Annotated in this window: 13 protein-coding genes; 4 read left to right on the plus strand and 9 right to left on the minus strand. The window is 72.2% G+C overall.

Annotated elements, in window-relative coordinates:
* Nucleotides 1–156 precede the first annotated feature (156 nt).
* Both ACFWWR_RS38735 and ACFWWR_RS38740 read right to left on the minus strand, forming a co-directional pair.
* Nucleotides 157–687, minus strand: coding sequence for an ATP-binding protein (locus ACFWWR_RS38735; protein ID WP_383877112.1), 531 nt, complete (start codon nt 685–687; stop codon nt 157–159).
* A 187-nt stretch (nt 688–874) separates the two neighbouring features.
* Entirely contained in the window at nt 875–1198 is a 324-nt protein-coding gene (locus tag ACFWWR_RS38740; RefSeq protein WP_383877110.1) for a hypothetical protein, read from the minus strand.
* Nucleotides 1199–1541: 343 nt separating this feature from the next.
* On the opposite strand from ACFWWR_RS38740, the gene ACFWWR_RS38745 reads away from it, so the two are divergent.
* Nucleotides 1542–2663: a PLP-dependent cysteine synthase family protein gene (locus ACFWWR_RS38745; protein WP_383877108.1), complete on the plus strand. Its 1122-nt coding sequence runs from the start codon at nt 1542–1544 to the stop codon at nt 2661–2663.
* Here ACFWWR_RS38745 and ACFWWR_RS38750 read toward each other — a convergent pair.
* Together ACFWWR_RS38750 and ACFWWR_RS38755 are read right to left on the minus strand one after the other, a co-directional pair.
* Nucleotides 2660–3133 (minus strand): SRPBCC family protein, encoded by a 474-nt coding sequence (locus tag ACFWWR_RS38750; protein ID WP_384308358.1) that lies wholly within the window; start codon nt 3131–3133, stop codon nt 2660–2662. The two genes, ACFWWR_RS38745 and ACFWWR_RS38750, sit on opposite strands and share 4 nt — an antisense overlap.
* A gap of 63 nt (nt 3134–3196) precedes the next feature.
* Complete coding sequence (locus ACFWWR_RS38755; protein WP_383877105.1) at nt 3197–4027, minus strand: DeoR/GlpR family DNA-binding transcription regulator; 831 nt, start codon at nt 4025–4027, stop codon at nt 3197–3199.
* 292 nt (nt 4028–4319) lie between these two features.
* Between ACFWWR_RS38755 and ACFWWR_RS38760 the strand changes: the two genes are divergently transcribed.
* Nucleotides 4320–6668 (plus strand): hypothetical protein, encoded by a 2349-nt coding sequence (locus ACFWWR_RS38760; protein WP_384308361.1) that lies wholly within the window; start codon nt 4320–4322, stop codon nt 6666–6668.
* Here the strand turns inward: ACFWWR_RS38760 and ACFWWR_RS38765 are convergent.
* From ACFWWR_RS38765 to ACFWWR_RS38780, 4 genes are all read right to left on the minus strand, one after another.
* Complete coding sequence (locus tag ACFWWR_RS38765) at nt 6638–9076, minus strand: right-handed parallel beta-helix repeat-containing protein (RefSeq protein WP_384308363.1); 2439 nt, start codon at nt 9074–9076, stop codon at nt 6638–6640. The genes ACFWWR_RS38760 and ACFWWR_RS38765 overlap by 31 nt on opposite strands.
* A 108-nt stretch (nt 9077–9184) precedes the next feature.
* Nucleotides 9185–9790, minus strand: coding sequence for a hypothetical protein (locus ACFWWR_RS38770; protein ID WP_383877100.1), 606 nt, complete (start codon nt 9788–9790; stop codon nt 9185–9187).
* Between the two features lie 198 nt (nt 9791–9988).
* Nucleotides 9989–10816 (minus strand): MOSC domain-containing protein, encoded by an 828-nt coding sequence (locus ACFWWR_RS38775; protein ID WP_383877098.1) that lies wholly within the window; start codon nt 10814–10816, stop codon nt 9989–9991.
* A 41-nt stretch (nt 10817–10857) separates the two neighbouring features.
* Nucleotides 10858–11313 (minus strand): DUF6643 family protein, encoded by a 456-nt coding sequence (locus ACFWWR_RS38780; RefSeq protein WP_383877096.1) that lies wholly within the window; start codon nt 11311–11313, stop codon nt 10858–10860.
* 299 nt (nt 11314–11612) lie between these two features.
* On the opposite strand from ACFWWR_RS38780, the gene ACFWWR_RS38785 reads away from it, so the two are divergent.
* Nucleotides 11613–12905 (plus strand): TerD family protein, encoded by a 1293-nt coding sequence (locus ACFWWR_RS38785; RefSeq protein WP_384308415.1) that lies wholly within the window; start codon nt 11613–11615, stop codon nt 12903–12905.
* A gap of 4 nt (nt 12906–12909) precedes the next feature.
* On the opposite strand, the gene ACFWWR_RS38790 is transcribed toward ACFWWR_RS38785, so the two are convergent.
* Complete coding sequence (locus tag ACFWWR_RS38790; protein ID WP_384308366.1) at nt 12910–14088, minus strand: glycosyltransferase; 1179 nt, start codon at nt 14086–14088, stop codon at nt 12910–12912.
* A 57-nt stretch (nt 14089–14145) separates the two neighbouring features.
* Here ACFWWR_RS38790 and ACFWWR_RS38795 point away from each other — a divergent pair, with 57 nt between their 5' ends.
* Nucleotides 14146–14931 carry a glutamate racemase gene (locus ACFWWR_RS38795; RefSeq protein ID WP_384308368.1) on the plus strand — a complete coding sequence of 262 codons (786 nt, stop codon included), beginning with the start codon at nt 14146–14148 and terminating at the stop codon, nt 14929–14931.
* Nucleotides 14932–14934: the final 3 nt, after the last annotated feature.

Here is a 14934-nt window from a genome sequence, read left to right on the forward strand (position 1 = left end):
TCTGCCTAGCGGGGGCGGCTGTCTGTCGCGGGGGGGGGGGGCGTGCGGGGCGCAGCCCGACGGGCGCGCCCCCCCCCCCCCTCCCCACACCCCCCCCCCCGACACCGGCTTGGGCGCCCCGTAGGCGAACGAACCGAAAGAGAGGTCACCGCCCGGTCAGCCGGCAACGGCCGACCGGGCGGGAGCGTGTTCGGGCCTGCGCAGATCGACGGTGTGCGCGACCTCCACGAACCGGTGCGCGGGCTTGTCCGCGACCGCCCGCCGCGGCGGTCGCGCGGCCGGTCGCGCGGACGAGGGCGTCGGCAGCGTGAACCACACGACCTTGCCGGACTCGCCCTCCGGCCGCGCGCCCCAGCTCTCGCTGACCGCCGCGACCATCGCGAGCCCGCGCCCGCACGTGGCGAACGTCTCGGCGTCCTCCACGACCGGCAGCCGAGGGTCGTGGTCGCGCACCGAGACCGTCAGGCGGTCGAGCAGCAGCTCGATCTCCACGGTGCACGTCTTGTCGGGCTGGGCATGCCGGTGGACGTTGGTCAACAACTCCGTCACACCGAGCGCGGCTCGGTCTATGAGGGGATCCAGATGCCAGTAGCGCAACTGCGCCGATACGATTCTGCGGACCTGGCCGATCCGCGACGGCAGGGCTTGTAGCTCCACCGCGCAGTGCCTGCTTGGGTGACTGATCACGGCTGCGACTCCCCGACGTAGGTCCGGAAGAACACGGAGTTTCGGATCGATCCAGCAGCGTGCCTTGCGTGAAACGGCGCCTGCTGTCGTGGCCCGGCGGGCTGGTTCGCAGCGTTATCGCCGGTAAACCCAGAGTGACGTGAGACCAGAGTGACCCAGGGGGTGCGGTCCCGCAACTCGCGGTGTTTCAGTCGCTACGCCCTGCGGCCCGCCGTACGGCCTCGATGAACCGGCGCGCCGCGGGCGGCCCGGGCTCACCCGGAGCGGGGTCGTGCTCGCCCAGGGTCAACAGGTAGCGGTTGCCGTTGAGGTCCGCCAGGGCCCGGTCCTCCGGGGCGAACCACGGTTTGGAGGCACGCACCGCCTGCACCGGCGCGCTGTCGATCTCACTGCCGTAACTGGTGAGCAACTCCAGCCGACCGTCGCTGATCCGGACCTGGCCGGCCCGGGTGAGCGAGCGCAGCCGCTTCCCGATCCGCACGCCCGTGGCCGTGAACTCCGGCTCCGCCATCCCGCCCCGCCCCCTTGTGCGTGTGGGTGTCCCGGCCCTTGCTCCGAGTGGGCCGTTGACCTGTTCGTGTCGCGATCCAGTGTGCGCCCCCGTGGGAGACCTTCGTCCCGTCGGGCAGTCTGCCTGCCTCCGACGTCTCGCACCAGTGCGCACGGCCCCTCGCCGAGAGCGCCCGGAGCACTCGCGCGAATGCGCCCCCACCTCCCGGTGCCGCCCAGCCCCAGGGATGCCTTTGAGGTGCTCAAAGGCGTGTTTATGCAGGTGAGAAGCGTGCAGAAGGTGTCTATGATCGAGGTGGCGGCCGCGCGACGCGCCGTCGGCGCGCAGCATAAGGAGCCCCGCCGTGAGCACCCCGCAGAGAACCCGGACCGGCGAAACCCTCGACGTCGACCGCAGCGACGCGGCCTACCGCGGCTGGCTGAAAGAGGCCGTGCGCAAGGTCCAGGCCGACTCCAACCGCTCGGCCGACACGCATCTGCTCCGCTTTCCGCTGCCCGAGAAATGGGGCATCGACCTGTACCTGAAGGACGAGTCGACCCACCCGACCGGCAGCCTCAAGCACCGGCTCGCCCGCTCCCTCTTCCTGTACGGCCTCTGCAATGGCTGGATCCGTCCCGGCCGCCCGGTGATCGAGGCGTCCAGCGGCTCGACCGCCGTCTCCGAGGCGTACTTCGCGAAGCTGATCGGCGTGCCCTTCATCGCCGTCATGCCGCGCACGACGAGCGCCGAGAAGATCCGCCTCATCGAGTTCCACGGCGGCCAGTGCCATTTCGTGGACGACTCGCGGAAGATGTACGAGGAGTCCGCCCGCCTCGCGGTGGAGACCGGCGGCCACTACATGGACCAGTTCACCTACGCCGAACGGGCCACGGACTGGCGCGGCAACAACAACATCGCCGAATCCATCTTCCGCCAGCTCCAGTTGGAGCGGTTCCCGGAGCCCGCGTGGATCGTCGCCACAGCCGGCACCGGAGGCACCTCCGCGACCATCGCGCGCTACGTCCACTACATGCAGCACGACACCCGCATCTGTGTCGCCGACCCGGAGAACTCGTGTTTCTTCGAGGGCTGGACCACCGGCGATCCGGACGTCACCTGCGACTGCGGCTCACGCATCGAGGGCATCGGCCGGCCCCGCATGGAACCGAGCTTCGTGCCCGGTGCGATCGACCGGATGATGAAGGTCCCGGACGCGGCCAGCGTCGCCGCCGTACGCGCCCTGGAGCAGGCCATCGGTCGCAGGGCGGGCGGTTCGACGGGCACCGGGCTGTGGAGCGCGCTGAAGATCATCGCCGAGATGGTGGCGGAGGGCCGGCAGGGCAGTGTGGTGACCCTGCTGTGCGATCCCGGGGACCGCTACCTCGACAAGTACTACTCGGACGCCTGGCTCGCCGAACAGGGCCTGGACATCGCGCCGTACACGGCGGCGATCGCCTCGCTGCTGGAGTCGGGCGTCTGGCGCTAGCGCGCCGTCAGCCGTCGTTCGAGCGAGGTGACGGCTTCCCGGAAGGCCCGGCCGAGGCCCCCGCGCGCGAACGTCAGCGCCAGCCGGAACGCCGCCGGTCCGTCCGCGGCGAAGGTCCACTGCACGCGGGTGCCGGCGCCCGCCGGGACGAGCCGCCACTCCTCGACCAGCGCGCGAGGGCCGGGCGCGTTGGTCTCGTCGACGCGGTAGGCGTAGACCTCGGCCTCCTTCGCGACGAGGACCGTCTCCAGGAAACGCGTCCCGCCCTTGAGCCGGATCTCACGCCGGGTCCCGTCGTCGCAGGACCGGGCCAGCGTCACCGCCCCGAACCATTCGGCCCAGCCGGGCACGTCCTCGGCCAAGGCGTGGAAGACCGTACCGGGGGCAGCGGAGATCTCCCGCGCGAACACCAGGCGTACCGGGGCGGTCTCGACGAACTCGATCCCCACCGGGCGCAGCTGACGGGCCATGGACGGAACCTCCTTGGGGGAGGCGGGCGTTGACCGGGCAGCGTCACCCTAGCTGACGGTCAGTCACTCGTCTGCACCCTCACCGGGCTCGCCCGCGACGACCAGCCGCCGCAGATGCTCCGAGATCTCCGCGCGTGCCTCGCCGGGCAGCCCGGCGTCCGTCACCAGCGTGTCGACCTGCTCCAGCGCGGCGAACGAACTCAGGCCCACCGTCCCCCACTTGGTGTGGTCGGCGACCACCACGACCCGCCGCGCCGACTGCACCAGGCGCCGGTTGGTCTCGGCCTCCGCGAGGTTCGGCGTCGACAGGCCGGCCTCGACCGATATGCCGTGCACTCCGAGGAACAGCAGGTCGAAGTGGAGCGCCGCGATCGCCTGGTCCGCCACCGGACCCACCAGCGAGTCGGACGGGGTGCGCACCCCGCCGGTCAGCACGACCGTGGCCGCACCCTGACGGGGTCCCGAGGTGCGCTGCGCCACATGGAAGACGTCGGCCACCCGCACCGAGTTGGTGACGACGGTCAGGTCCGGCACGTCGACCAGCCGGTGCGCCAGCGCGAACGTCGTCGTACCGCCCGAGAGCGCGATCGCGCTGCCCGCAACGACCAGCTCCGCCGCGGCCCGCGCGATGTCCTCCTTGGCGGTCAGCTCCAGACCCGACTTCGCCTCGAAGCCGGGCTCGTGGGTGCTCGCCTCGACCACCGGGACCGCGCCGCCGTGCACCTTCTCCAGCACGCCCTGCCGGGCCAGCGCGTCGAGGTCACGTCGTACGGTCATGTCCGACACGCCGAGCTTGCGGGTCAGCTCGTTGACACGGACGCCGCCTCGGCGGCGCACCTCGTCCAGGATCAGGGCACGTCGCTGCTCAGCGAGGAGGTTCTGATTCTCGCTCACGTACGCTCCGGTCCTTTCGCCTCAACCCGTCCGACACGCCCTGCGCACCGCCTGTGACAAGGACATTTTGCCGGGTCCTGGTGCGCGGGACGTCCCATCCTCGCACGCGGCGGTGCGGGTCGCGCCACCGACCGTCCCGACGCACGCGTGCCACCCGGGTGACATCCGTGCCGTCGGCCGTCACACGGATCGGGGAGATTCCGTGACGACAGGTGTGCGGCTCGCGACGAACAGCGATCCTTGTCCCCGCACGAACAGATGCCGACAGCGCGTCACGGGGGAAGTGCGAACAGTGGAACGTGCGCAGAAACGTGCCTCGACCGCCGGAGCCGACGGCTCCGCCACCAGGCCCGACGAATCCGGAACCGCCCTGGAACTCCTCGTCCACGGAGTCGGCGGCACCACACCAGAGAAGATGCTCGACGATCCGCGCACCGTCCGGATCACCGGCGACGACACGGCGGCCGTCTTCCGACGCGCCGAGGACGCCGACGCCGAGTCCCGACCGCACGACCACCGCGGCCGGCCGGTGCCCGAGGCGTACGTCTGGTGCAACCTCACCTCCGGCAACGGCACCCGCGCCCTGTGGCTGTTGTTGCTGCCGTTCATGGTGGTCAATCTCGCCCACTGGATGCGCCCCACCGCGCGCGGGCGCAGACGGACGGTGCGTCTGTACGGGCTGCTGGTGCGGCTCGCGGGACTGACCCTGACCGTGCTGCTCGTCGCCGCGGTCTGCGAGGTCGCCCTCGACCTCGCGGCCTGGCAGTGCGCGGGCACGCGTGCGTGTGCCGAGCGGCACTCCTGGCTCGGCTTCCTGTCGCCCACCGTCTCCGACGGCGGCTGGTGGAGCCGGCCCGGCCGCCGCCTCACCCTCGCGGCACTGGTCCCCGCCGCGCTCACCTGGCTGTTGTGGTACCTGTCGCACCGTACCTGGAGCGCGTACGAGTCCCAGCAGCCGATGTCCCGCACGTCCGAACCCGAAGAGGAGACCGGCCGTACCGCGCTCGGCCGGCCCGGCTTCTGGTACGGACGCCGCCTGGTGGCCCGGCTGCGGGCCGCCCACACCGCCGCCGGACTGCTGACGGTCGCCGCCGCTGTCGGCACGGCCGCGGCACGGTTCGACCACCGGCCCGGCGGACCCGTGCTGCTCGACGCACTGGGCCGGCTCCTCGAAGCGGCGCTCGTCGCCGCCGCGGTGGGCGTGGTGTGGGTGGTCTGCCGCCGGGGCCGCAGCGAACACCGCCTCGACCAGGAGCTCGACGCCCGTCTTGTACGTGGCCTGCCGCTCACCGCCGTCGTCCTGCTCGTGCTCGCCGCCGTGTACGCCGGCTGGGAGCGCCCCGGATGGGAATCGGCCGACCGGCTGCCGGGCGACGCGACCTTCGGCGGCATCGCCCTGCTCCAGGGCCTGCTCGTCATCGCCCTCGGCGCGGTCGCCCATGTCCTGCACCGCGCCCGTCCCGACGCGCGTGCCGCGATGCGCGGGCTGGGCGGGCCCGCCGTCGCGATGCTGGCCTGCGCGCTCGGCGGGGTCATGTCCGGAGGCGTCTCCCAGCGCGTCGCCGACTGGCTGGACGGCACCGGCACGAACATCCCCGGCCCGCCGGTCCTGCTCACCTGGCAGGCATCCGTCATTCCGCCGCTGCTCGTCGTCCTGCTGGTGCTCTGCGGCTGGCTGGCGTGGCGGACCTGGCTCCTGCGCCGGGCCGAACTGGACAGGGTGGAACGGGACTACCCGGGCGAGCCCAAGGACACCACCCGCACCCGCCGCATCGCACGGATCCGCGCGGCGGCCACGCTCACCGACCGCGGACCCCTGCTCGTCGCGGTCACCTCCACCACGACCCTCCTGCTCGGCGCCGGGGCCCTGGTCGGCGCGATGACCACCGACCGGGTACCCGCCGAGGCCGCCCGGCGGACACCCGCGTTCGTCGAGGGCGTCGCCCAGACCGCACAGGCACTGGGCTCCTGGCTGATCGGACTCGGCTTCATCCTGTTCGTCACCTGGGGCCGACGGGCCTACAAGGACGCCTCCGCGCGCCGCACCATCGGCATCCTCTGGGACGTCGGAACCTTCTGGCCACGCGCCGCCCATCCCTTCGCACCGCCCTGCTACGCCGAACGCGCGGTGCCCGACCTGACCTGGCGCATGGCCACCTGGACCCACGCCACCGGCGGCCGGCTCGTCCTGTCCGGACACTCACAGGGCAGCGTGCTCGCCGCCGCGGCCGCCTGGCAGCTGAAGCCGTCCGTCCGCAAACGGGTCGCGCTGCTGACCTACGGCTCCCCGCTGGAGCGCCTCTACGGCCGCTGGTTCCCGGCCCACTTCGGCCCCGCCGCGCTCAGCGCGCTGCACCACGACGTCGACTGCTGGCGCAACCTGCACCGGCCCACCGATCCGATCGGTGGTCCGGTCCGGCTGCCCGGCGACTGCGGCCCCGAGGTGGACCGCGAAGCGCTCAGGGACCCGCTGGCTTACGGCCGTACCGACGAACACCCCTTGCCCGCGCCGATCCTCGGTCATTCCGACTACCAGGCCGACCCGGCGTTCGCGGAGGAACGGGAACGGCTGCTGGCCCGGCTGCGGCCGGACGTACCGGCGCAGCGGCCTCAGGAGGACTCGGGAAGGTCCTCCGCGTAGAGCAGCGTCAGATCGTCCGTGCTCGGGTCGGCGACCTGCGCGACCCTGCTCGCGTGCCGCTCGACCATCGCCTCGAAGGTCTGGCGGGCGGTGCGGCCGTTGCCGAAGGCCGGGCCCTTGGGGAGCGTCGTGAAGTACTTCAGCAGGGCCTCCGAGGCGCCCGGCGCCAGCCGGTACTCGTGCTCCTCGGCCTGCTGCTCGACGATCCTCAGCAGCTCCTCGGGGTTGTAGTCGCTGAAGGTGATGGTCCGTGAGAAGCGGGACGCCACACCGGGGTTGATCGAAAGGAACCGCTCCATCTCGGCCGTGTAGCCCGCGACGATCACCACGACCGCGTCCCGGTGGTCCTCCATCAGCTTCACCAGCGTGTCGATGGCTTCCTTGCCGAAGTCCCGGCCCGAGTCCTCCGGCGACAGCGCGTACGCCTCGTCGATGAACAGCACACCGCCGCGCGCCTTGTCGAAGGCCTCCTGGGTGCGGATCGCCGTGGATCCGATGTGCTCGCCGACCAGATCGACACGGGACACCTCCACGAGGTGGCCCTTCTCCAGCACGCCCAGGGAGGCGAGGATCTCGCCGTAGAGACGGGCGACGGTCGTCTTGCCGGTGCCCGGGGACCCCGTGAAGACCAGGTGGCGCTTGACCGAGGCCGCCTTCAGGCCCGCCTCCTGCCGGCGCCGGCCCACCTCGATCATGTCCGTGAGCGCCCGGACCTCGCGCTTGACGCTGTCCAGGCCCACCAGTGCGTCCAGTTCACCGAGCACCGCCTTCGAGGTCCGCGACGGCTTCTCCGGCTCCGCGCCGGGGACCAGCGGCTCCTGCTCGGTGGTGCGCTGCCCGGGGATCGCGCCCAGCAGGCCGGGGGACTCGGACACCCTCTGTACGGCGGTCTCGGCCGCCGCCGGCGGTCGCGGGCCGCCGCTCTCGTCGCTGGTGCAGTCCTCGACCACGGGGCCCGCACCCGATCCCGCGTCCGGGCCGGCGTCCGCGAACTCGTAGCCACCGCGCGCGCACCGCTCCGTGCGGCACTTCCTCAGCGTCGTGCGGCTGCCGTCGATCACATGGAAGCCGTAGCCTCCGCTGCCCGTGACCCGGCAGTTCAGGAAGCTGCCCCGGCCGCCGGCGGAGACGTAGAAGCCCGCTTCGGCGGGGGAATCGACGGTGCAGCGCTCTATCGTGGGGTCGGCGCCCTTGGTGACGATCACGCCGGTCTGGGTGCCGTCCACCGTGCAGTTGTTGAGGGTGCCGCCGCTGCCGTGGTCGCGGAACCAGGCGCCTGTCGCCGCGTCGCGGATGCGGCAGTCGTCGAGCTGCGCGGTGGCGCCGTCGCTCACCGAGACGGCTGTGTTGCGCACCTGCCAGAGGTCGCTGTCGACGACGTCCGCGCGCGAGCCGCGGTCGAGGACGAACAGGGCGTCGGGCACGTCGTGCACCCGGCAGGAGTCGAGGACCGCGGTGGCGCCGTCGCTGACCCAGACGGCCGGGTAGTCGCCCGTGCTGTCGAAGATCTCGCACTGGTTGGCGTCCACGCGCGTGCCCGGGTCCCACACCGACAGCCCGTTGCGCCCGAACTGACGCACCGTCGTCCGGGTCAGCGTCAGTACCGAACGCGAGCGGAGGTCGACCGCGTTCTCCGGGATGTCGTGGATACGGCAGTCCGCCAGGGTCAGCACCGCGTCCGTGTCGAGGGTGACGCCGTCCGCCGTGGTGCGGTGCACATCGCAGTCGGTGAGGTGTGCGGTGGCCCGGCCGGTGACCTGGACGCCGCTGCCCCGGACCTCGTAGACCTCGCAACCGACCGCTTCCAGCGCGGAGTTCTCGCCCGTCACCGACAGGCCGACGCCCGACGCGTGGTGCACCCGGCAGCGGTCCAGCCGGGGGTGTCCGCCGCCGCGCACCGCGACGCCGGCCTGGCCGGCCGCGACGACCTCGCACTCCTCGAAGACCCCGCCCCCGCCGTCCACCACGGCGATGCCGATGCCGGCCGGGTTGTCGACGGTGCAGCGCCGCACGGTCGGCCGTGCGCCGCCGCGCACCTCGATCCCGGCCGCGGAGCGGGTCACGATCCGGATGTCCGTGAGTTCCGGTGTGCCCTCCTCGACGAGCAGGGCGGGCGCTGCCGCGTCCTGGCCCTCCACGTGCAGGTCCTGCACCACGGCCGAGGCACGCACGGTCAGCGGCACGCCGTCCAGGGGCGCGATGCGCACCGAGCCGGGGGAGCCCTCGGGGCCGCGCAGGGTCACCGCCCGCTGGACGACGAGGTTCTCCCGGTAGGTGCCGGGGGCGACGGTGAGGACATCGCCTTCGGCCGCGGCCTCCAGGGCGGCGGCGAGCGACGCGTACTCACCCGTGCGGCGCCGCCAGCGCGATGTGCCGGTGTGCGTCACCTGGACCGTGCCCTGTGCCATGGCGTTGCTGTGCCCCCACCTCGTGGTACGCGGGTTGATGCCGAATACGTTCGGCCGGTCCACCGTAGCGTGCGCGCAGGCGGTGGGTTGACCAGAGCCGGAAGGCTGTCAGCTGCCGGTGCCGGTCCTGCCCCAGTCCGGGCCCGCCCGCTCCCAGGCCCGGTCCCAACGGGCGTACCGGGCGCGGACCATGCGCCACACCATGAGCCGTCTGCCCGTCTCGACGAGGCCCGTGGTGAGCAGGGCCGCACCGACCCCGGCGAGCACGGCGTGTGTGGTCGCCGTGGCGGAGTCGAGCGGGCGGGCGGCGATGCGGCCGTGCGCGTCCGTCCAGAGCGTGAAATGGTCGCCGCGGTGCGGTGTCTGCAGGGCGGCTATCACCGTGCCGTGGTGCGCGGTGCCGTCCGGTGCGGTCCAGTCGGCCTCCACCCGGCTGCGCAGATCCCGGCCGGAGGAGGTCTCGGGGTCGGCGTCCAGAGCGGAGCGGTCCAGTTTGCGGACCACGGTGGCTGTCACCAGGTGACGCGACTCGCGCTGCTCCCGCACGGACCTCTGCAACGCGTCCTGGGCGACGCCGCCGACGAGCGAGCCGATCACGGGGCCGACGACGAGGATCAGCAGCAGGGCCACGAGGGCCGCCCATGCCTCGGCCAGATCGGTCGCGCGGCGCAGCGGATTGTGCCGCCAGCGCCAGAGTCCACTGATCGCTCGCACCGTCTCGCACCCCCCTTCCCGCTCCGTGATAACCCTCGGCGGAGTCGTTCACGTGCGGGCCGGGCCAAAGAGAGAGCGAAATCACCTGTGGCCGGGTCCTCTCATGAACTTCTCACGGAACCCAACGCCCGGACCCCCGGCCGGGGTTCCCACGAATCCGCTCCCCGTCCCGACCGGACCCGCTCGGCCCGATCCGCTCTAGCCGAGCACGGTCACCGGATCGCCGACCCGGATCGTGCCGGGGGAGAGGGGCACCAGGTTCTGTCCGAAGACGAGCTTGCCGCCGAAGCGCCGGTGCCGGCCGAGGGTGCGCAGCGGCTCCCTGCCGCGGTCGGCGGTGCTCTGGTCGGTGGTGGTCACGACGCACCGCCCGCACATCTTGGCGACCCGGAAGGTGACGTCACCGATGGAGACGCGCGACCAGTCGTCCTCGGCCCAGGGGGCGGTGCCCGACACCACCACGTTGGGCCGGAAGCGGTTCATGGGCAGCGGGCCCTCGGCCGCGTGATCACCCTGGGCGATGAGGGAGTTCAGGGCATCGAGGGACGCCGCCGAGGTGAGCAGCAGCGGATAGCCGTCGGCGAACGAGACGGTCTCACCCGGCAGCGCGAACTCCGGGTCGACGGGCCTGCACGTGGCGGGGTCGGCCATGTGGATCAGGCGCATTTCCGCACCGAGGTATGCGCTGCACCAGGCATGCGCGGCGTCGCCCTCGGCCGGGACCCCTTCGACCTTGTCGCGGAAGACGTTCACCGGCACGGTGCCGTCCGGTCGCGGCACGGGCACGGTCAACGCGTCCATGCCGGGCGCGGACAGACGAATGCCGCCGCCGGGCAGAAGCTCGGCGGCGGCCAGCGCCAGGCGCGGTTGCTCGCGCTGTGTGACGACCTTTCCCCCGTCGTCGACCAGTACCCAGCGTCGGTCACCGGCCAGCCCCCAGGGCTCCACGACGGCCTCCCGGGGCGCCTGGCCCCGGAACGCCTTGACCGGATGAACATGAATCGACTGCAGCTGCGCGTTCCCCATGGGGCCATCGTGCCAGCCGCCGCCGACAGCCCGGACAGGAATCAGTAGCCGCCTCGGTACTGCTGGTTGTTGTACGGGTCCTGGTAAGGAGCCGGTGCGGGGCGCGGCGCCGCCGGGCGCATCGCCTCGTACCCCGTACCCATGCCGGGGCCTGCCGGCCGCGGCTGCTGCTGTGCCTGCGGCCCGGGGTAACCCCGTGGCGCGCCGGCCTGCTGCGGGATGTACGCCCCGGGCGCCTGCTGCAGCGGGGAGGGCTGTTGGGCCTGCGGATAGCCGTAGGCGGGCTGGGACGGGCCCGCCGGAAGGGCGGGGAGTGCCGACGGCAGGGCGGGCAGGTGGCTGCCCGGCATGTCGTACGCGGCGGGGACCCGGATCGGGGCGATCTGCGGGGTACCCCGCTCGGCCACGAGCGAGTCGTAGATCGGAGTGTCCGGGAAGGAGGCGGAGTAGTAGCCGCCGCCATAAGTGGAGCCATAAGTGGAGCGGGGGGAGGTCATGGCACATAAGTTAAGCCCACGATGTGCTGGTTGGGGAGACCGATAAGAGGGTTGTTTTCCGGGTCGGCAGTGACGTGGGACCCCCAATGCGAGCGAACTTGGCAAAAAGGGGCGCCGCGCAAGACGTTTCTCACGTAAAGGCCGAGTTCCCGGGAGGTTACCGGCGGTTGATCAACCGTCTTCCTGTGCTGCTCATACGAGTTAGCCGTCCGGGGGAATAGGTTGACGGGGTACGGCATCCCGAGGCGACTGCCGGGGCGTTTCCGGCGCGGGTTACACGTGAGGGGGCGGACATGCCAATGCTCAAGGGTTCAAATGTTCCGGTGCCGTCGACGGCACTGCGCGTCGAATTGGGGTGGCGTTCCGGTCCCGGCGTCCCCGACGTGGACGCCTCGGCGCTGCTGCTGGCCGGCGGGAAGGTCCGCTCCGACGCCGACTTCGTCTTCTACAACCAGCCGGCACACGCCTCCGGCGCGGTCCGTCACGAGGGCAAACGGGACGAGGGTGGCCGGGTGACCGACACCCTCGTCGTCGATCTCGCGCGCGTGGAGCCCGCGATCGAGACTGTCGTCCTCGCCGCCTCCGCGGACGGCGGCACGTTCGCGGGGGTGCCGGACCTCTATATCGAGGTACGGGAAGCCGCTCGGTCCACGGTGGTCGCCCGTTTCGACAGCACCGGCGCCACTGTGGAAACCGCTTTCGTACTCGGCGAGTTCTACCGCCGTCAGGGCGCCTGGAAGTTCCGTGCCGTCGGCCAGGGCTACGGCAGCGGACTGGAGGGCCTCGCCACGGATTACGGGATCACCGTCGACGAACCCCAGCAGACAGCGGCCGTCACGACTCCCGCGCCGGTCACGACTCCCGCGCCGGTCACGACTCCCGCGCCGGTCATCACTCCCGCGCCGGTCACGAACCCTGCGCCCGCGCCGTCGGCCCCTCCCTCGGCACCCCCCGTCCGCCTCACCAAAGTGACACTCACCAAGGCCGCCCCCTCCGTCTCGCTCACCAAACAGGGCGGCACCTCCGGCGCCCTGCGCGTGAACCTCAACTGGGAGATGCGCAAGCAGTTCTCGGGGTGGGGCAGCAAACTGGGCCGGGCGGTCGCCATGCACGCCGACCTCGACCTCGACCTGTGCGCCCTGTTCGAACTCGCCGACGGCGGCAAGGGAGTCGTGCAGTCGCTCGGCAACGCCTTCGGCGCCCTGCACCAACCTCCGTACATCCACCTCGACGGCGACGACCGCACCGGTGCCGTCGCGAGCGGCGAGAACCTCACCGTCAACCTCGACCATCAACGGGACTTCCGCCGCATCCTCGTGTTCGTCACCATCTACGAAGGGGCGAGGTCCTTCGCCGACCTGAACGCCACGGTCACCCTCCAGCCGCAGCACGGCGCCGCGATCGACTTCTCCCTCGACGAATGCACGGTCCCGTCGACGGTGTGCGCGCTCGCCCTGATCACCAACACCGGCAGCGACCTGGTCGTCCAGCGCGAAGCCCGCTACCTGGTGCCCGAGCGCGGCGTGAGCCCGCAGCGCACCGTCGACCACGCCTACGGATGGGGCATGAACTGGACCCCGGGCAGGAAGTGACCGCTCAGGTCTCGTCACCCACGACGGCGTCCGGCCGCGCGTAGGTGCGGCCCTTCCACGCCGCACCGCGTCCCCTGTAGTGCTGCACCGCCGAATCGACCGTCATGAGGAGATAGAGGAACGCGGTGCACGGCAGCAGAGGAGCGAGCCACAGCGGCTGACCGTAGTAGCGGAGCATCGGGACGTACGTCCCCGTCATCACCAGCCACGCGAGAGCACCGAGAACCACGGCCGCCGTACGTCCCGTCGCCAGACCCGCGACCAGGGCCGCGGGCGGCACCAGATACACCAGCACCAGCCCGGCCACCGTTCCGGTCAGCAGCAGCGGGTTGTGCCGCAGCTGCGCGTACGCGCTGCGCGACACCATCCGCCACAGGTCGTACAGCCGCGGATACGGGCGCACGCTGTCCACCCGCTCCGCCAGCCCCAGCCAGATGTGGCCGCCGCCGCCCTTGACGGCCCGCGCGAGTGCCACGTCGTCGATCACGGCGTGCCGGATGGCGTCCGGGATCCGCGCCCGCTCTGCCGCCTCGGTACGCAGCAGCACACAGCCGCCCGCCGCGGCCGCCGTCCGTGCTCCCCGCCTGCCGATCCGGCGGAACGGATACAACTGTGCGAAGAAGTAGACGAAGGCCGGCACGACGAGCCGTTCCCACAGACTCGCCACCCGCAGCCGGGCCATCTGGGAGACGACGTCGAAACCGCCGGTACGCGCCGCCGCGACCAGATGGCGAAGACTGTCCGGCGCGTGGGCGATGTCCGCGTCCGTCAGCAGTAGGTACTCCGGGGCACGCGCGCGTGCCAGTCCGATGCCGTGGCGCACCGCCCACAGCTTGCCGGTCCAGCCCGCGGGCGGCTCGCCGGGCGAGGTCACGATCAGCGGCAGCCCTCCGTGCCGCCGGGCCAGTTCCCGCGCCAGCTCCCCGGTGCCGTCCGAACTGCCGTCGTCGACGAGGAAGACCTCCGCCCGCCCCGGATAGTCCTGGAGGAGAAGCGTGGGCAGACTCGCCGGCAGCACCCCGGCCTCGTCGCGCGCCGGGACGACGACACCGACAGACGGCCAGTCCTCGGGCTCGGTCCTGGGCGGCAGTCTGACGTCCGTGCGCCAGAAGAAGCCCTGGCAGAGCAGCAGCCACAGCCAGGCGGCGAGGGATCCGGCGGCCGTCCACACGATGACGCTCACGCGCGCAGTCTGCCCCACGGGCCCGGCCCGCAAGGGCGCATCGTCTATCGTGGCGGGGTGAAGATCGCGCTCATGGACTCGGGGATCGGGCTGCTGGCGGCCACCGCTGCGGTACGGCGTCTGCGACCCGACGCAGATCTCGTGCTTTCCCTGGATCCCGACGGCATGCCCTGGGGCCCCAGGACCCCCGAGGACCTCACCCGGCGCGCGGTGGCCGTCGCGGAGGCCGCGGCCGCGCACCGGCCCGACGCCCTGATCATCGGCTGCAACACCGCCACCGTGCATGCCCTGCCGGCCCTGCGCGCCCGCCTGGAACCCGGCATCCCGGTCATCGGCACGGTCCCCGCGATCAAGCCGGCCGCCGCCGGTGGCGGCCCCTTCGCGATCTGGGCGACGCCCGCCACGACGGGCAGCCCCTACCAGCGCAACCTCATCGACGACTTCGCCGACGGCGTGGCGGTCACCGAGGTGCCCTGCCACGGTCTCGCCGAGGCGGTCGAGCACGCCGACGAGGCGGCCATCGAGGCCGCCGTCGCCGCTGCCGCCGCCCTGACCCCGGACGAGGTGACGACCGTAGTCCTGGGCTGCACCCACTACGAGCTGGTCTCCGAGCGCATCCGCGCCGCCGTGCAGCGCCCCGGCTTCCCCCCGCTCGTCCTGCACGGCTCCGCGGGAGCGGTCGCCGCCCAGGCGCTCCGCCGGCTCGGCGAGCAGCCCGCCCCCCGGGCGGCGGCCGAAGGGACCCTGACGGTGCTGCTGAGCGGACGCGAGGGGAGCCTGCCCGAGCCCGCGCTGGCCTACGAGGAGGGCCGGCTCCTCAAGACGGTCAGCCCCGCCCGCTGACCG

This window comes from Streptomyces sp. NPDC058678, from assembly GCF_042714835.1.
Classification (GTDB): domain Bacteria; phylum Actinomycetota; class Actinomycetes; order Streptomycetales; family Streptomycetaceae; genus Streptomyces.

What these genes read in the sequence shown, in the direction of transcription:
- ACFWWR_RS38740 (WP_383877110.1), bottom strand. Translation starts at nt 1,198, where the DNA reads ATGGCGGAGCCGGAGTTCACGGCCACGGGCGTGCGGATCGGGAAGCGG.
- ACFWWR_RS38750 (WP_384308358.1), bottom strand. Translation starts at nt 3,133, where the DNA reads ATGGCCCGTCAGCTGCGCCCGGTGGGGATCGAGTTCGTCGAGACCGCC.
- ACFWWR_RS38765 (WP_384308363.1), bottom strand. Translation starts at nt 9,076, where the DNA reads ATGGCACAGGGCACGGTCCAGGTGACGCACACCGGCACATCGCGCTGG.
- ACFWWR_RS38775 (WP_383877098.1), bottom strand. Translation starts at nt 10,816, where the DNA reads ATGGGGAACGCGCAGCTGCAGTCGATTCATGTTCATCCGGTCAAGGCG.
- ACFWWR_RS38780 (WP_383877096.1), bottom strand. Translation starts at nt 11,313, where the DNA reads ATGACCTCCCCCCGCTCCACTTATGGCTCCACTTATGGCGGCGGCTAC.
- ACFWWR_RS38785 (WP_384308415.1), top strand. Translation starts at nt 11,613, where the DNA reads ATGCTCAAGGGTTCAAATGTTCCGGTGCCGTCGACGGCACTGCGCGTC.